The 17,151-nt window shown below is 70.6% G+C and carries 11 protein-coding genes, 1 tRNA gene and 1 pseudogene; 8 read left to right on the forward strand and 5 right to left on the reverse strand.

Going from position 1 to position 17,151, the window contains the following annotated elements; genetic code table 11:
• Positions 1 to 117: 117 nt before the first annotated feature.
• A complete protein-coding gene (locus ACGFWI_RS29095) occupies positions 118 to 1,905 on the reverse strand; it encodes a beta-galactosidase family protein (RefSeq protein WP_393909015.1) in 1,788 nt (595 codons plus the stop codon).
• Positions 1,906 to 2,070: 165 nt separating this feature from the next.
• Between ACGFWI_RS29095 and ACGFWI_RS29100 the strand changes: the two genes are divergently transcribed.
• The 5 genes and pseudogenes from ACGFWI_RS29100 (at position 2,071) to ACGFWI_RS29120 (ending at position 9,645) form a co-directional block, all read left to right on the forward strand.
• Positions 2,071 to 2,958, forward strand: coding sequence for a helix-turn-helix domain-containing protein (locus ACGFWI_RS29100; protein WP_393909016.1), 888 nt, complete (start codon positions 2,071 to 2,073; stop codon positions 2,956 to 2,958).
• 95 nt (positions 2,959 to 3,053) lie between these two features.
• Entirely contained in the window at positions 3,054 to 5,624 is a 2,571-nt protein-coding gene (pepN, locus tag ACGFWI_RS29105) for an aminopeptidase N (protein WP_393909017.1), read from the forward strand.
• Positions 5,625 to 6,051: 427 nt separating this feature from the next.
• A pseudogene (locus ACGFWI_RS29110) lies at positions 6,052 to 6,513 on the forward strand (DNA-binding response regulator); the annotation flags it as partial.
• Between the two features lie 265 nt (positions 6,514 to 6,778).
• Complete coding sequence (locus ACGFWI_RS29115; protein WP_393909018.1) at positions 6,779 to 8,212, forward strand: pyridoxal phosphate-dependent decarboxylase family protein; 1,434 nt, start codon at positions 6,779 to 6,781, stop codon at positions 8,210 to 8,212.
• Positions 8,209 to 9,645, forward strand: a complete 1,437-nt coding sequence (locus ACGFWI_RS29120; protein WP_393909019.1) for a lysine N(6)-hydroxylase/L-ornithine N(5)-oxygenase family protein — start codon at positions 8,209 to 8,211, stop codon at positions 9,643 to 9,645. Before ACGFWI_RS29115 ends, ACGFWI_RS29120 begins: the two co-directional genes overlap by 4 nt.
• A gap of 138 nt (positions 9,646 to 9,783) precedes the next feature.
• On the opposite strand, the gene ACGFWI_RS29125 is transcribed toward ACGFWI_RS29120, so the two are convergent.
• A complete protein-coding gene (locus tag ACGFWI_RS29125) occupies positions 9,784 to 11,598 on the reverse strand; it encodes a bifunctional metallophosphatase/5'-nucleotidase (protein ID WP_393909020.1) in 1,815 nt (604 codons plus the stop codon).
• 214 nt (positions 11,599 to 11,812) lie between these two features.
• On the opposite strand from ACGFWI_RS29125, the gene ACGFWI_RS29130 reads away from it, so the two are divergent.
• Both ACGFWI_RS29130 and pyk read left to right on the forward strand, forming a co-directional pair.
• Entirely contained in the window at positions 11,813 to 12,553 is a 741-nt protein-coding gene (locus ACGFWI_RS29130) for an SIMPL domain-containing protein (RefSeq protein WP_393909021.1), read from the forward strand.
• A 145-nt stretch (positions 12,554 to 12,698) separates the two neighbouring features.
• On the forward strand, positions 12,699 to 14,135 hold the full coding sequence (gene pyk / locus ACGFWI_RS29135; protein ID WP_393909022.1) for a pyruvate kinase: 1,437 nt from the start codon (positions 12,699 to 12,701) through the stop codon (positions 14,133 to 14,135).
• A 423-nt stretch (positions 14,136 to 14,558) separates the two neighbouring features.
• Here the strand turns inward: pyk and ACGFWI_RS29140 are convergent.
• Positions 14,559 to 14,633 (reverse strand) — tRNA-Leu (locus tag ACGFWI_RS29140).
• Between the two features lie 95 nt (positions 14,634 to 14,728).
• Here ACGFWI_RS29140 and ACGFWI_RS29145 point away from each other — a divergent pair.
• Positions 14,729 to 15,382: an ANTAR domain-containing response regulator gene (locus tag ACGFWI_RS29145; RefSeq protein WP_393909023.1), complete on the forward strand. Its 654-nt coding sequence runs from the start codon at positions 14,729 to 14,731 to the stop codon at positions 15,380 to 15,382.
• A 90-nt stretch (positions 15,383 to 15,472) separates the two neighbouring features.
• Here the strand turns inward: ACGFWI_RS29145 and ACGFWI_RS29150 are convergent, their stop codons facing one another.
• On the reverse strand, positions 15,473 to 16,189 hold the full coding sequence (locus ACGFWI_RS29150) for an ABC transporter ATP-binding protein (protein ID WP_393909024.1): 717 nt from the start codon (positions 16,187 to 16,189) through the stop codon (positions 15,473 to 15,475).
• The gene (locus ACGFWI_RS29155; protein WP_393909025.1) at positions 16,186 to 17,148 is read right to left on the reverse strand and encodes an ABC transporter ATP-binding protein; all 963 of its coding nucleotides are present in this window, start codon (positions 17,146 to 17,148) and stop codon (positions 16,186 to 16,188) included. Before ACGFWI_RS29155 ends, ACGFWI_RS29150 begins: the two co-directional genes overlap by 4 nt.
• Between the last annotated feature and the right edge of the window lie 3 nt (positions 17,149 to 17,151).

Below are 17,151 nucleotides of genomic sequence, written 5' to 3' on the forward strand. Positions count from 1 at the left end.
GGGGGGGGGCGGCCCACGGGGCCCCCCGCGGGTACCGCGCGGTACCTCGTGCCCCCCCCGGGGGGGCGGGGGGGGGCGGGGGGCGGGGGGGGGGCGCCCCCCCCCCCCACGGACCGCTCAGCCCCCCGTCGCGCAGGGGTACAGTCCGGGCGCCCCCGCCTCTTCCCCCACCAGGGCCGGGGCGCCCTCCCACTCCCACAACAGCAGCTCGTTGTCGCCCTCGCGCAGCACCGGGCCCGGCACATACAGGGTCCGCTGCGGCCCGAGCGCCCAGTAGCGCCCCAGACAGAAACCGTTGATCCAGGCGAAACCGTGGCTCCAGCCCGGCAGCGCAAGATCGGCATCACCGGGCCGCCCGTCCACCGTCACCGTCCCCCGGTACAGCCCCACGGCCCCGCCGGCCCCCTCCGCCGCCCGGAACGGAACCTTCGCCAATGCCCCGGCATTCTCCATGGCGTCCAGCCGCAGCCCCCGCGACCGTACGCCGTGCAGATACTGCCGCTCGTGTAGCAGCCCGCCCGTAATCCCCTTGGACTCGCCGAGCCGCGGACCGTAGTTGACCCGCCCCAGAGACGCCACCCACACCTCCACCGACGCGGGCCCGGCCACCTCCCCGAGCACGGCGTCCTCGCCTTCCACCACGGGCCCGCGCACCCCGTCGACGTACACCACCGCCCGGTCCCGCAGCCCGCTCACCCGCAGCGGATAGCGGCCGCGCGGCCCCGGCACCGCCACCCGGTAGCGCACCACCCCCCGGTCCACCCCCAGCTCCTCGAACGTCGCCGGACCGCCCCCCTCGACCTCCACACCCCCCAGCGCCTCCATCACGTCCTGCGCGCACGCCCACTCCCCGACCACCGCACGTACCGGAGCCGGCAGCACCCGCAGCGGCTCCGGCACCCGGGGCAGCGGCCCGTCCGCCCACTCGGCGAGCACCTCCCGGAACCGCCAGAACTTCTCCGTGGGGCGCCCGTGTTCGTCGACCGGCGCCCCGTAGTCGTACGAGGTGACCGTCGACCGCAGCGCCCCGTCATGCAGCTCACCGGCGCGGTTCGCCCCCGCCCACCCACCGAAATTCGTCCCGCCGTGCGCCATGTAGACATTGACCGACGCACCGCACTCCAGGATCTCGCGCAGCGCCGCAGCGGCATCCTCCGGAGCGCGCGGCGCCGGTGCCTGCCCCCAGTGCGCGAACCACCCGCACCAGAACTCCATACACATCAACGGCCCGTCCGCCTGATGGCGCCGCAGCGCCGCCAGCGCCTCGCGGGCCCCGGAACCGAAGTTGGCGGTGGCCGGCAGGCCCGGCACCGCACCACCGCTCAGCATGTGGTCCTCGGGCCCGTCCGAGGTGAACAGCGGCACCCGCACCCCCAGCTCACGCAGCAGGTCCACCAGGTGCGCCAGATAGACGCCGTCGCTGCCGTACGAGCCGTACTCGTTCTCCGCCTGCACCATGATCACCGGCCCGCCGGCCGTACACTGGCGCGCCACGACCTGCGGCAGCAGCCGCGCGAACCAGGCGTCCACGGCCCGCAGATACGCCGCATCCCGCGTCCGCACCCGCGGCCCCAGCGGCCCGGTCAGCCAGTGCGGCAGCCCGCCGTTCTCCCACTCCGCGCAGATGTAGGGCCCCGGCCGGACGATGGCCCACAGCCCCGCCGCCCGCACCGCGTCCAGGAACCGCCCCAGCGCCTCCGGATCCCGGAACTCACCGGGCCGCGGCTCGTGCAGATTCCACGGCACATAGGTCTCCACGCAGTTCAGGCCCATCGCCCGGAGCATCGCCAGCCGGTGGTCCCACTGCGCCTCGTGCACCCGGAAGTAGTGCAGCGCCCCGGACAGCAGCCGCACCGGCCGCCCGTCCAGCACGAAGTCCCGCTCGCCCACCTCGAACTGCGTCACGTCACCCGCCCTCGCCTCGTCTCCCGTGCGCCACCGGCCGGGCGCACACGGTCACCGGTCACCCTTGCCCTCTGGCGGTGTGACGGTCCATGGACAAAGATCGGTTGTGTTTGGACGGTTCGACGGAGCGGCACGGAGCGGTACAGAGCGACGGGAGGTCCGGGCGTGTACCACACCTGGATGCGCTACTTCACTCCGAGCCCGGTCCACCACCGGCTCGGCCTGGTGTGCCTGGGCGTCGGCCTCCAGCACGGCACCCTGCCCACGGTCGGCCCGCGCACCCTCGACCACCATGTCGCCATCGTCATCAGCGCCGGCCGCGGCTGGTTCACCGCCCCCGACGGCCGGCGTCATGCGGTGACCGCCCCCGCCCTGTTGTGGATCCTGCCGGGGGTGCCCCACCACTACGGCGCCGACCCGGAGACCGGCTGGGACGAGAGCTTCGTCGACTTCACCGGGCCGGCCGCCGCGACCTACACCGAACTCGGCTATATCGAGGCGGACCGCCCGCTCGTCCCCCTCGCCGACACCGGGCCGGCCCGGACCGCCATCGGGCGGATCGCCCGCGCGGCGCGGCGCGGCAATCCGCTGCTGGAGGTGGAGACCTCGGCCGCGGTCCACGAACTCCTCGTCGCACTGCGCAGGGCACGGGCCGATACCGACGCCGACGGCGACCCGGTCCTCCAGGCACTCGCCCGGGACGCCTTCCTGCCGCTCTCGGTCGCCGAGCACGCCGCCCGGCACGGCATGACCCCCGCGGAACTCCGCACCGCCGTACGGCGCGGCGCCGGCTGCAGCCCCAAGGACTACCTGCTGGGCATACGCCTGGGCCGCGCCAAGGAGCTCCTGGTGGGAACGGAGCTCCCGGTGGCGGCGGTGGCCCGCCGGGTCGGCTACGACGACCCGGCGTACTTCAGCCGCCTGTTCACCCGGCGGGTGGGGACCGCCCCGGTGCGCTTCCGCGACCGTCAGGTCCGCAATGTGCCCGGCGGCTGGTCCACCCAGATCCCGGATCCGGACGATCCGCCGCTGGTCAGCGGAGGGAACGGCTGACCGGGGGAGCCCGGGTCCGCCGCGGCGGGCACTCGCCCGCCCCGCTTCCCCCAACCCCCGTGCACCGGCCACCGACCGTACGGCAGCATGAAGTCATGCCCGCACTGCAGCGCGACGAGGCGCAGACCCGAGCCCGACTCATCGACGTCCACCGCTACGACATCGCACTCGACCTCACCCACGGTGAGGACCGGTTCGGCTCCCGTACGGTCATCCACTTCACCGCGCACGCGGACGGCGACACCTTCGTCGAGCTCAAGCCCGCCGAGCTGCACTCCGTCACCCTCGACGGCCGCCGCCTCGACCCCGCGGCCCTGGACGACAACCGCCTCCCGCTCACCGGGCTCACCCCCGGCGCCCACGAACTGCGCGTGGACGCCACCATGCGCTACTCCCGCACCGGCGAGGGCATGCACCGCTTCACCGACCCCGCCGACGGCGAGACCTACGCCTACACCCAGCTGTTCATGGAGGACGTCCAGCGCGTCTTCGCCGCCTTCGACCAGCCCGACCTCAAGGCCGTCTTCGCCCTCACCGTCACCGCCCCCACCGACTGGACCGTCCTCGGCAACGGCATCGCCACCCGGCGCGACCCCGGCCACTGGACCCTCGCCCCCACCCCCCTCATCAGCACCTACCTCGTCGCCGTCGCCGCCGGCCCCTGGCACTCCGTACGCACCGAGCACGCCGGACTGCCCTTCGGCCTCCACTGCCGCCGCTCCCTGGCCCCGCACCTGGACGCCGACGCCGACGAGATCCTCGACCTCACCCGCCGCTGCTTCGACCGCTACCACGAGATCTTCGAGGAGCCCTACCCCTTCGACTCCTACGACCAGGCCTTCGTCCCCGAATTCAACGCCGGTGCCATGGAGAACCCCGGCCTGGTCACCTTCCGCGACAAATTCGTCTTCCGTTCCGCCGTCACCGACACCGAACGCCAGACCCGCGGCATGGTCATCTCCCACGAGATGGCCCACATGTGGTTCGGCGACCTCGTCACCCTCCGATGGTGGGACGACATCTGGCTGAACGAGTCCTTCGCCGAATACATGGGCTACCAGGTCCTGGCCGAGGCCAGCCGCGGGGGGACGCCCCCCAGAACGTGGGGCACCGACACCTGGACCGAATTCGCCTTCGCCCGCAAGGGCTGGGGCTACGACGCCGATCAGCGCCCCTCCACCCACCCCGTCGCCCCCGCCCCCGAGGACGTCCCCGACACCACCTCCGCGCTCACCAACTTCGACGGCATCTCCTACGCCAAGGGCGCCTCCGCACTGCGCCAACTCGTCGCGTGGATGGGGGAGAAGGACTTCCTCGCCGGCATCAACGACCACTTCGCCCGGCACCGCTTCGGCAACGCCACCCTCGCCGACTTCATCGACTCCCTCTCCCGCGCCACCGACCGCGACGTCCACGCCTGGGCCGAACGCTGGCTGCGCACCACCGGAGTCGACACCCTGACCCCCGTCGTACGGGAAGGCGAGGACGGCAACTGGAGCGTGTCCGTCGAGCAGACCGGAAGCCAGGACGGCACCCGCCCGCACCGGCTCACCATCGGGCTCTACGACCACGACCACACCAGCACGGGCCGCCTCGTCCCGCGCGAGCCGCTGTCCTGGGACGTCCCCGACGGCGCCGCCCACTCCGCCACCGGCGGCCGCCCCGCCCTGCTCCTCCTCAACGACCAGGACCTCACCTACGCCAAGGTCCGCCTCGACCCCGTCTCCTGGGACACCGCCCTCGGGGCGCTGTCCGGACTCCCCGAACCGCTGACCCGCGCCGTGGTGTGGAACGCCGCCCGCGACATGGTCCGCGACGGCGAACTCGCCCCCACCGCCTACCTCGACGCCGCCCGCGCCCACCTCCCGTACGAAACCGATCTCGCCGTCGTCGAAGGCGTCCTCGCGTTCGCCCGCACCCAGATCGCCGACCGCTATCTCCCCCACACCGAACGCCACACCGCCCTCGCCACCCTCACCGCCCTCAGCCGCGACATACTCCGCCGCACCGAAGGCCCCGAACACGGCGCCGAAGCAGGACTCCGGCTCACCGCGGTACGCGCCTTCATCGACAACGCCACCACCCCCGAAGGCATCCAGGACTGGCTCGACGACGGCAGCGTCCCCGGCGGCCCCCGCCTCGACCCCGAACTGCGCTGGCGCATCCTCGGCCGGCTCGCCACACTCGGCGCCGCGCCGCTCGACGAACTCCGCGCCGCCATCGACGCCGAACTCGCCCGGGACCCCAGCGCCACCGGCCGCGAAGGCGCCGCCCGCTGCCACGCCGCGCTCCCCGACCCGGCCGCCAAACAGGCCGCCTGGGACGCCCTGTTCACCACCGACAGCAAGGCCGCGCTCTCCAACTACCTCTTCACCGCCACCGCCACCGGCTTCTGGGCACCCGAACAGCTCGACCTGCTCCGCCCCTACGCCGCCCGCTACTTCACCGACGTCCCCGCCCTCGCCGCCGCCCGCGGCCCCGCCCTCGCCGAGGCCGCCGGCCGCTACGCCTTCCCCGCCGTCCTCGTCGAGGAGCACACCCTCCACCTCGGCGAAGCCTGCCTCGCCGACGCCCACCCGACCCCCGCCCTGCGCCGCAAACTGGTCGACCAACTCGACGATCTGCGCCGGGCGCTGACGGTACGCGCCGCTGCCGGGAGCGCCTGAGTGCTGCGCGCTCCCGGCACGCCGGGGCCGGGAGCGCGCTCCTAGGAGCTCTGAAGGAAGGGTCATGCGACAGCTGGTGTCGTGGGGGGCAAGTGCCGGGCTGGGGTTCGTGCGGGCGTGCGTGGTGGTGGTCGTCAGCATGCTGGTCCGGCCGTGTGGGCCACTGCAGTGGCGCTGGGGATCCGGTGGGGGGCGGGGAACCCGTGGTCGTGGGCAGCACCGTTGGTGTGGGCGTGCCTGGGCACGCTCGCCCTGTCCCGCCCGGTCTGCCGGATGTTCCGCTTCCTCGTCGCGACGTGGACACCCACCGTCATTCCCCCCGGGTACCGGCAGGCCGGGCCGGTGGTGCGGATGTCCACCGGGTACTGGTGGAACGGGTTCTCCTACGAGCGCACCAGCCGCGACGCCCGCCTGGACCAGCGGTGGCGGATGCGGGGCCGCTCTTGCCGCCCGCCGCGAACTGCCCGGACTGCCGGTCCTGATTCTCTCCCAGCACGTCGAACAGCTGTATGCCCGCGAGCTCTTGGCCGACGGAGCCGGTGGCATCGGCTACCTCCTCAAAGAGAGCGTGTTCCACGCCGATCAGTTCATCGATGCCCTGGAACGCGTCGCCGGTGGCGGGACCGCCATGGACCCGGCCGTCATCGCCAAACTGCTCTCCACCGGGCCCTCGCACCCACGACTCGGACGGCTCGGCGCACGCGAACACTCCGTGCTCGGCCTCATGGCCGAAGGGCTGTCCAACCAGGCCATCGGCCGCCGGCTCTTCCTCAGCGAAAGCGCCATCAGCAAATACACCACCTCCATGTTCGGCAAACTCGGCATCACCGATGACAACGACAGCAATCGCCGCGTCCTCGCCGTCCTCACCTATCTGAACAACCCCTGACCTGCGTTTCGAGCCCGGCGCGCAGCACCCGTGCGGCGACGCTGGTCATGACGGGCCCCCATGGGGGCCGCTCCCCGCCCCGCTGACGGCGTCGGGATTCCCCGGACCGGCGGCACCCGAACACGTGCGGTACACCCGTACCACTTACGGGTGGTATGACCGCGACCAGTGGATACAGGCTGTACAGGGAAAGTAACTTAGGGCTGCCTAAGGGCTGGTCCGCATGGGATCCACGCCCCAACTCCCCTGACAGAAGAGCACATTGATGTCTGTGCCCCCTGCCGGCACCGCCCTCGCAGGCGGCACCAACGGCCCCCGCGCACTCCGCCCCCTGCTGGACACCGTCCTCGACGCCCTCACCACCGGCGCCGAGGACCGCGCCGGCCCCCTCCCGCCCGGCGGACCGGCCACCGTCGCCCGCGCCGTACGCGACGCCTGCCACCCCCTGCTTCCCGACCACGGCACCGGTCCGCACACCGCCCTGCGCACCCTCGTCCACACCCTCGCGGCCGGTGCCGCCGACCCCGCCGACCCCCACTGCGCCGCGCATCTGCACTGCCCGCCGCTGGCCCTCGCCACCGCCGCCGACCTCGCCGCCGGCGCCCTCAACCCCTCCATGGACTCCTGGGACCAGGCCCCCGCCGCCTCCGCACTGGAAGCCCTCACCAGCCGTGAACTCGCCGCGCTGGTCTACCCCCAGGCCGCCGAACCCGACGCCCTGATCACGACCGGCGGCACCGAATCCAACCAGCTCGCCCTCCTCCTCGCCCGCGAAGCCGCCGCCCCCGACGGCTCCGCGACCGCACCGCACCGGCCCGCCCGCCCCCTCCAGATCGTCTGCGGCGCCAACGCCCACCACAGCATCCACCGCTCCGCCTGGCTCCTCGGCCTCCCCGAACCCCTCACCCTCCCCACCCCCGACGGCATCCTCACCCCCGACACCGTCCACACCTGTCTCGCCAACCTCGCCGGACGCACCGGCCCCGTCCTGCTCACCGCCACGGCAGGCACCACCAACTCCGGCGCCATCGACCCTCTTTCCGCCCTCGCCGATGTCGCCGGACGCCACGGTGCCCGCTTCCACATCGACGCCGCCTACGGCGGAGCCCTCCTCTTCAGCGACACCCACCGCGGCGCACTCCAAGGCCTCGCCCGCGCCGACACCGTCGCCCTCGACCTGCACAAACTCGGCTGGCAGCCCGTCGCGGCCGGCCTCCTCGCCGTCCCCGGCCCCGCCACCCTGGCCCCCCTCGCCCACCAGGCCGACTACCTCAACGCCGACGACGACACCGAAGCCGGCCTCCCCGACCTGCTCAGCCGCTCACTGCGCACCACCCGCCGTCCCGACATCCTCAAAATCGCCGTCACCCTCAAAGCCCTCGGCCGCCACGGCCTCGGCGAACTCGTCGACCGCACCCTCGCCGCCGCGCAGACCCTCGCCGACCTCATCGAGGCCCACCCCCGCTACGAGCTCCACTCCCGCCCCCTTCTCAGCACCGTCCTCTTCCGCCCCACCGGCGCCGACGACACCACCCTCGCCACCATCCGCCGCACCCTCCTCACCGACGGACAGGCGGTCCTCGGCCGCGCCACGACCCCCACCGGCCTCTGGCTCAAAGCCACCCTCCTCAACCCCCACACCCAACCCGGAGACCTGACCACCCTCCTCAAACTCGTGGAAGGCCACACGCCTCGATGAGCACCACCCCGCACCCCGAAACCTCTCCCACCACCGACACCACGACCCCCGACGAACCCCTCGACCTCGCGGGAATCGGTATCGGCCCCTTCAACCTCTCTCTCGCCGCCCTCGCCCACCCCCTCACCCCCCTCCGCACCGCCTTCTACGACCAGCGCCCCGCCTTCCACTGGCACCCCGGCCTCCTCATCGACGGCGCCACCCTCCAAGTCCCCTTCCTCGCCGACCTGGTCACCCTCGCCGACCCCGCCAGCCCCTGGACCTTCCTCAACTACCTCAAGACCCGCGAGCGCCTCTTCCCCTTCTACTTCGCCGAGCGCTTCCACATCCACCGCGCCGAATACGACGCCTACTGCCGCTGGGTCAGCGAAAACCTGCCCAGCCTCCACTTCGGCCACCAGATCGACGCCGTCCGCTGGAACCCCGAACACGAAGTCTTCGAAATCGACTTCACCCAGCTCGACACCGGCGGCGAAGCCGAAGCCCTCGGCCGCACCTACGCCCGCAACCTCGTCCTCGGCATCGGCACCACCCCCCACATCCCCGTCCCCCTCCGCCCCCTCGCCGAGGCCCCCGCCGTCCCCGTCATCCACTCCGCCGACTACCTCGACCACCGCGAAGCCCTGCTCACCGCCGACCACCTCACCGTCATCGGCGCCGGCCAGTCAGGCGCCGAAATCTTCCTCGACCAGCTCCGCGCCCGCCCCGCCGGCCGCGAACGCCTCCACTGGCTCGCCCGCACCCCCGCCTTCGCCCCCATGGAATACAGCAAGCTCGGCCTCGAACACTTCACCCCCGACTACACCCGCTACTTCCACGCCCTCCCCGAACGCGTCCGCGACGACCTCGTCCCCGGCCAGTGGCAGCTCCACAAAGGCATCGACCACACCACCCTCGGCGCCATCCACGACGAGCTCTACCGCCGCACCCTCGACGGCGGCTGGCCCGACGCCATCCTCACCCCCGGAGTCTTCGTCCGCACCGCGGGCCGCGTCGGCACCACCAAGGTCGAACTCCACCTCGACCACACCCAGCAAGGCACCCGCTCCCGCCTCACCACCGACGCCGTCATCCTCGCCACCGGCTACCGCGAACGCCGCATGGACACCCTTCTCGCCGCCATCGACCCCTACATGCGCCGTGACTCCGGGGCGCGCCCCCGTATCGACGCACACCACCGCCTCGTCCTCGACCCCGCCGTCACCGGCTCGGTCTACGTCCAGAACGCCGAGACCCACACCCACGGCGTAGGCACCCCCGACCTCGGCCTCGCCGCCTGGCGCAGCGCCACCATCCTCAACTCCCTCACCGACAAAACCCCCTACCCCCTCCCCACCCGCACCGCCTTCACCACCTTCGGCCTCCCCCAGCCGTCGACGGGACGCGCGGGCATGGTCCCCCGCCAGGGCTCCACCCTCGTCCCCCGCCGCTGACCCGCACCGCCCTCGGGCCCACGACAACCCCGTACGGCGGCACCACGCTTACGGGGGCCGGGGGAGCCGCGGACCCGGGAGAGACCGACGGCCACCCCCGGACGCCGCCCCCGCGGCCCCCTCGTGGTCAGCCGGATCTCAGAACACCGGCACCCCGTCCCGCGTCAACTTCCAGTCCACCGAGGCGAACTGAGCGGGATCGATCTGACCGCTCTCCTGAACCCACCCGATGATCAAATTCCGGATCTCGTCCGACGTCGACCACACCTGCTCAGCAGCCGCCACATGCGGGAAATTGCCACCACCGTTCGCCCGGTAATTGTTCACCGCCAGAACGAACCGCGCCGCATCGTCCAACGGCTTCCCGTCGAACATCAGCTTCCCGATCCGCTGCCCCGCCGGCTTCGCGATATCGACCTCGTACGAGACACCGCTCACCACGTCGTAGTTGTAATCCGGCGTACCGTCCGCATTCGTGACCTTCGACGGATCCACCGGACCACCGGCCGCCGTCTGCACGTAATACCGCGCCGAGAACTCCAGGTACGCCCGCACCTGCGCACCCGTCAACACCCGCGCCTCCAGCGTGTTGTCGAACGGATACAGCGCCGCCATCGACCGGATCGTCACATCCCCCTCCGGCACCCGAGCGGACCGCGAAAAACACGACGCCTGCGACAACACCGGCAACGACGCATGCGCCGACCCCGCCAGCGCCTTACGCACCACCTCCGCCTGCACGAACGCAATGAAGTCCAATACCGGCGTGTCCTTCACCGCCGCCTCGGCCGCCGTCATCTCCGCCTTCGACCGGCCGATCACCCGGTTCACATACGCCACGACCTTCCGGTGCTCCGCCCGCAGCAGGCCCGTGATCCGCGCATCCTCCGCCACCGCATTCGCATTCAGGACCCGCGAACCGACCGACCCCACCTCCCAACGCCCCCGACGCCACTCCACCTCCACATCGAAAAGCGTCAGCCGCTGCCCCCACTTCAACGGCTCCGACAGCACCACCTCCCGGCCCGACTCCTTGTTCACCACCCGCCGCTCGGGAACCTCCACATGCGCATGCCCCACCAAAATCGCATCGATCCCCGGCACCTGCTCCGCCACCAACGCCGCCGCATTCTCCACATACGGCAACTGGTCCCCGTACGACGACGTACCGCTCATCCCCGAATGTGCCGCCACGATCACCACATCCGCCCCCATCGACCGCAGCTTCGGCACCCATTTCGCCGCCTGCTCCACCAGCCCCGGAAACGCCAGCTTCCCCTGCACATGAGCCTTGTCCCAGATCGCGATACCCGGATTCGTCAAACCCAGCACCGCCACCGTCACCTCCCGCCCGCGCGGTGACCGCAACCGCTTCAGCACATACGGCCGAAAAGCCGGCCGCAGCGACTTCGCATCCACCGCATTCGCCCCCAGCAGCGGAAAATCACAGCTCTCCTCGAACTTCCGCAGCACCGGAATACCGTAATTGAACTCGTGATTACCCAGCGCCGCGGCGTCATAGCCGATCGCATTCATCGCCCGCGCCATCGGATGGACCGGACCGTCCGGATCCGTGATCGGATCCACCTTGGCGTAGTAATACGCCAGCTGTGTCCCCTGAATGGTGTCACCCGCATCGATCAGCAGAGTGTGGCGCCGGCCCTTCTCCCGCCGCACCTGGGCCACCAGCGTCGAGATCTTCGCCAGGCCGACGTCATTGTGATCCGCATCGTCGAACTCCGCGTCCGTCGTGTAGTCCCAGTTGAAGACGTTGCCGTGCAGATCCGTCGTGCCCATGACCGTGAAGGCGTACCGCTCCCGGCGACCGCGGCCCCCGGCGGGGCCCCGGGTCTCCACCGCCTCCGCCACCGGCGCGCCCGCCGCCCCCGCGAGCGCCATCCCGGCCCCCGTCACCACGGAACGCCCCAAGAACTTCCTACGGTCGAGCGACATGCCAACTCCCTTGGATGAACGCCGAAAACGCGGACGAGCGCCGCCACACAGCGGGACAACGCGCGTAGATTCTGGCGCAGCCGCCCCCCGCGCAACACCCCTCACCGCGTCCCCTCGGATGACCCACCCCGGCCCGCCCCGATATGCGACCCTTCACCACCCGCGCCCCGAAGCCCGCCCGCCGGACACCGACCCCGCAACCCGGGAGCCACCCATGACCGACCCCACCGACGAGACCCCCACCCCCACCGTCCCCACCACCGGCCCCACTCCGACCGCTCTCCCGTACGGCACCCCCGACACCCCCCGCCTCGCCGTACGCGGCGAAGCCCGGCTCGACGTCGACCCGGAAATCGCCCGCATCGCCGTCACCGTCAGCGCCCGCGGCACCGACCGCACCGCCGCCCTCACCGACCTCAGCCGCCGCAACGAACAAGCCCTCACCCTCATCAAGAGCTACGGCGACGCCATCGAAAAACTGGAGACCGGCACCTTCAGCCTCACCCCCCAACTCGCCGAGAAAGGCCGCCACGAACGCATCCGCGCCTACCACGGACGCGTCACCCACACCGCCACCCTCAACGACTTCACCACCCTCGGCGAACTCACCACCCGCCTCGCCGACCTCGACCTCACCCGTGTCGACGGCCCCTGGTGGGCCCTGCGCCCCGACTCACCCGCCCACCGCGCCGCCCGCACCCAAGCCGTCCACGAAGCCGTCCAGCGCGCCCGCGAATACGCCGAAGCCCTCGGCGCCCGCCTCGACGCCCTCCTCGAAATCGCCGACCTCGGCGCCGAGAACGCCGCCCCCGTGGCAGCCCCTGCCATGCGCTCCTTTGGCGGCTATGGCGGCGCCGCCCAGGAATCCGCCCCCGCCCTCGATCTCGAACCCCAGCGCCAAGCCGTCTACGCCAATGTCAACGCACGCTTTACGATGACCCGTCCCGCACTGTGAGACCAGCGCGCACGGGGATGACATTCCGCTCATCGGAGCGCCTGCGCGCGCATTCCATTACTTGTCAAAAGGCTTTCACCAAGCGCTCGTTGAGCAGTCACTTTCCCACCGTTCCCTACCGTCCGGTAAGTCATAGAGTCGAAACATGCGCCGAGCAAAGATCGTCTGCACACTGGGACCCGCCACCGACTCGTACGAGCAGATCAAAGCCCTCGTCGACGCCGGAATGGACATTGCCCGCTTCAACCTCAGCCACGGCACCTACGCCGACCACGAGGCACGATTCGACCGGGTCCGCAAAGCATCCGAAGAGACCCGCCGCAGCGTCGGCATCCTCGCCGACCTTCAAGGTCCGAAGATCCGCCTCGGCCGATTCCGAGAAGGCCCTGTACTTCTCGAACGCGACGACGAGTTCACGATCACCGTGGAACCCTCCGTCGAAGGCGACCGCCAGATCTGCGGCACCACCTACAACGGCCTCGCCGCCGACGTCACCACCGGCGAACACATCCTCGTCGACGACGGGAAAGTCACCCTCGAAGTCACTGGCGTCGACGGACCCCGCGTCCGCACCAAGGTGATCGAGGGCGGCATGGTCTCCGACCACAAAGGCCTCAACCTCCCCGGCGTCGCCGTCTCCGTCCCCGCTCTCTCCGAAAAGGACCAGGACGACCTCCGCTGGGCCCTGCGCTACGGCGCCGACATCATCGCCCTCTCCTTCGTCCGCAGCGGCCGCGACATCGAGGACGTCCACCGCATCATGCGTGAAGAAGACCGCTTCCTCCCCGTCATCGCCAAGGTCGAAAAGCCGCAGGCCGTCGACAACATCGACGACATCGTCGCCGCCTTCGACGGCATCATGGTCGCCCGCGGCGACCTCGGCGTCGAGATGCCCCTCGAAACCGTCCCGATCGTCCAGAAGCGCACCATCAAACTCGCCAAGCGCAACGCCAAGCCGGTCATCGTCGCCACCCAGATGCTCGACTCGATGATCGACAACTCCCGTCCCACCCGCGCCGAGGCCTCCGACGTCGCCAACGCCGTCATCGACGGCACCGACGCCGTCATGCTCTCCGGCGAGACCAGCGTCGGCAAATACCCCACCGAGACCGTCAAGACGATGAGCCGCATCGTCGAGGCCGCCGAGGAAGACCTCCTCGCCAAGGGCCTCCCGCCGCTCACCGAGGCCAACAAGCCCCGCACCCAGGGCGGCGCCGTCGCCCGCGCCGCCGCCGACATGGGCGACTTCCTCGGCGCCAAGTTCCTCGTCGCCTTCACCCAGTCCGGCGACACCGTCCGCCGACTCTCCCGCTACCGCTCGCCCATCCCGCTCCTGGCCTTCACCCCCGACCCGGCCACCCGCTCCCAGCTCAACGTCAGCTGGGGCGTGGAGACCTTCCTCGGCCCGACCGTCAACTCCACCGACGAGATGGTCGCCCAGGTCGACGAGCAGCTCCTCAAGATCGGCCGCTGCCAGAAGGGCGACGTCGTCATCATCACCGCCGGCTCCCCGCCCGGAGTCCCCGGCTCCACCAACCTCGTCCGCGTCCACCACATCGGCGAGGACGATTCCCCGAAGTAGCCCCACCCGCACCGCGATTCCGCTGGGCCGAGGTATCTGACTGCCGTCCCTGTCAGTACTTCGGCCCGATGTGTTGGTCGGTGAGGGCGACGGAGCCGCGCTTGATGAACCCCCAGGGGTGAGCGTCGGACGCGGCGGCTGTGGCACACGCGCGCATCGCGGGCACTCCGCCTTGTGCGGGACCGGCTCGATCCTGGTCCGGCAGGAGCGAATGGCGCACCGGGATATGCCGGTCCGCTTGCTCACGGCGTTGAGGCTGCGCCCTTGGGCGACGAGGGAGAGCAGGCGCACGCGTGGAGAGGTCGTGGATGCATGCGATCGCGACGGGATATGCGTCAAGCGACGTGAATTCGATCCGTTAGCGCTTCACCGAAACGGGTGACGCTCAGCGCTTGTCGCGCTATCTTCGAATCGAAGAGAAAGTGCCCCAGGTGGGATTCGAACCCACACTTTCGGCTGTTTGAGAGCCGCCTCTCTAACCAGTTGGAGTACTGGGGCCTTAGAAAGGGAGGATACCTGCTGCCCTGCGTGGTCCTACCCTACAGGAGCTAGGTAGGCTCATGGGGCACCACCTGCCTGTAACGAGGAGTCCCGTGAGCGCCGCCGAGCCCGAGCAGCCCGTCGCCGATGACGATCAGTCGCACGTCCCGCCGCTGACCACGCGCGTCGTGATCGCCGAGGACGAGGCCCTCATCCGTCTCGACCTCAAAGAGATGCTGGAGGAAGAGGGCTACACCGTCGTCGGCGAGGCCGGGGACGGCCAGACCGCCGTGGAGCTGGCCCGTGAGCACCGTCCCGATCTGGTGATCCTGGACGTGAAGATGCCGGTTCTGGACGGTATCTCGGCGGCCGAGAAGATCGCCGAGGAGAGCATCGCGCCGGTGCTGATGCTGACCGCTTTCTCGCAGCGTGAGCTGGTGGAGCGGGCGCGGGACGCGGGCGCGATGGCGTATCTGGTGAAGCCGTTCTCGAAGACCGATGTGGTTCCCGCGATCGAGATGGCGGTGAGCCGGTTCACCGAGCTGAAGACGCTGGAGAAGGAGGTCGTGGACCTCACCCAGCGGCTGGAGACCCGGAAGCTGGTGGACCGGGCGAAGAGCATTCTGCAGACGCAGTACGGGCTGACGGAGCCGGCCGCGTTCCGGTGGATCCAGAAGACGTCGATGGATCGCCGGCTGTCGATGCAGCAGGTGGCCGAGGCGGTCATCGAGGATGCCGAGGAGAAGAAGCAGCAGAAGGACCAGTAGCAGGTCCGCAGGCTCGTACCCGAGCGCGCGAGCGGCCCCGTACCGATGGTGATCGGTGCGGGGCCGCTCGCGTGGTGGCGGTGTGCGGGTTCAGTCCTCGCCGAGGTAGGCCTTGCGGACGGATTCGTCGTGGAGGAGGGATTCGCCGCTGCCGGAGAGGACGATGCGGCCGATTTCCATGACGTGTCCTTGGTCGGCGAGGGAGAGCGCGGCCTGGGCGTTCTGCTCGACGAGGAGGATGGTGGTGCCTTCTGAGCGGAGTTCGCGGATGGTTTCCATGATCTTCTGCATCATGATCGGGGAGAGGCCCATGGAGGGCTCGTCGAGCATGAGGAGTTTGGGGCGGGACATCAGGGCGCGGCCCATGGCGAGCATTTGCTGTTCGCCGCCGGAGAGGGTGCCGGAGGCCTGTTTGCGGCGTTCGCCGAGGATGGGGAAGAGCTCGTAGACGCGTTGGATGTCTTTCTCGATGCCGTCGGCGTCCTTGCGGAGGAAGGCGCCGAGCTGGAGGTTTTCGGCGATGGTGAGGCGGGGGAAGAGCCGGCGGCCTTCGGGGGAGTGGGCGAGGCCGCGTTCGACGATCTTGTGGGCGGGGACGCCGTCGAGGGGTTCGCCGTCGAAGGTGATCTTGCCGGCGAGGGGCTTGAGGAGGCCGGAGAGGGTGCGCAGGGTGGTGGTCTTGCCGGCGCCGTTGGTGCCGATGAGGGTGACGGCCTGTCCGGCTTCGACGGAGAACGAGATGCCTTTGACGGCTTCGATCTTGCCGTAGGCGACGCGTAGGTCCTCGACTTCGAGCAGTGCGGTCATGGGGTGTCTCCGGTCTGTCCCTGGTCCGGCCGGTCCGGCGGGGCCGCCTCGTCTGCTGCGTCGGGTTCTTCTGCCGCCTCGGGGGGCGCGGCGGTCTTCGGCGTGGGGGCCGTGTCCGCCGGGGCTGCCGGGTCCGTGGTGTCGTCCGGTGCCGGCATGGCCTCGACCGGTGTGCCGAGGTAGGCGGCGATGACGCGTTCGTCGGCCTGGACGATCTCGGCGGTGCCTTCGACGAGTTTTTGGCCTTGGACGAGGACGGCGACGCGGTCGCAGAGGTTGAAGATGAAGCGCATGTCGTGCTCGATGACGAGGACGGCGGTGCCTTGTGCGCGGATGGCGAGCACGAGGTCCTGGGTGGCGCGGGTTTCCTGGGGGTTCATACCGGCGGTGGGTTCGTCCAGGAGCAGCAGGCCGGGTTCGCTGGCGAGGGCGCGGGCGATTTCGAGCTTGCGTTGTTCGCCGTAGGGGAGGTTGCGGGCGAGGTGGTCGCGTTTGTGGGCCAGGCCGGTGAACTCCAGGAGTTCCATGGCGCGTTGTTCGCTGGTGCGCTCGGCCTTCTTGAAGCCGGGGCCGCGCAGGAGTGCGGACCAGAGTCCTTCTTTGGTGCGGGTGTGGCGTCCGACGAGGACGTTTTCGAGGACGGTCATGTTGGCGAAGAGACGGATGTTCTGGAAGGTGCGGGCGACGCCGGCCTGGGTGACGAGGTGGGGTTTGCGGGAGAGGCGGGTGCCCCGGTAGCTGACGGTGCCTTCGGTGGGCACGTAGAGGCCGGTGAGGCAGTTGAAGAAGGTGGTTTTGCCGGCGCCGTTGGGGCCGATGAGGCCGACGATTTCGCCCGCGCCGACGGTGAGGCTGACGCCGCGTACGGCGGTGAGTCCGCCGAAGCGCATGGTGACGCCGTCGGCGCGCAGCACGGTGTCGGTGTCAGTGGCGGGTGCGAGGCTGGGTGCTGTGGTCATGGT

The sequence above is a fragment of the Streptomyces sp. NPDC048434 genome (assembly GCF_043200375.1).
Lineage (GTDB): Bacteria > Actinomycetota > Actinomycetes > Streptomycetales > Streptomycetaceae > Streptomyces.

What these genes read in the sequence shown, in the direction of transcription:
- pepN (WP_393909017.1), top strand. Translation starts at nt 3,054, where the DNA reads ATGCCCGCACTGCAGCGCGACGAGGCGCAGACCCGAGCCCGACTCATC.
- ACGFWI_RS29115 (WP_393909018.1), top strand. Translation starts at nt 6,779, where the DNA reads ATGTCTGTGCCCCCTGCCGGCACCGCCCTCGCAGGCGGCACCAACGGC.
- ACGFWI_RS29120 (WP_393909019.1), top strand. Translation starts at nt 8,209, where the DNA reads ATGAGCACCACCCCGCACCCCGAAACCTCTCCCACCACCGACACCACG.
- ACGFWI_RS29125 (WP_393909020.1), bottom strand. Translation starts at nt 11,598, where the DNA reads ATGTCGCTCGACCGTAGGAAGTTCTTGGGGCGTTCCGTGGTGACGGGG.
- ACGFWI_RS29130 (WP_393909021.1), top strand. Translation starts at nt 11,813, where the DNA reads ATGACCGACCCCACCGACGAGACCCCCACCCCCACCGTCCCCACCACC.
- pyk (WP_393909022.1), top strand. Translation starts at nt 12,699, where the DNA reads ATGCGCCGAGCAAAGATCGTCTGCACACTGGGACCCGCCACCGACTCG.
- ACGFWI_RS29150 (WP_393909024.1), bottom strand. Translation starts at nt 16,189, where the DNA reads ATGACCGCACTGCTCGAAGTCGAGGACCTACGCGTCGCCTACGGCAAG.
- ACGFWI_RS29155 (WP_393909025.1), bottom strand. Translation starts at nt 17,148, where the DNA reads ATGACCACAGCACCCAGCCTCGCACCCGCCACTGACACCGACACCGTG.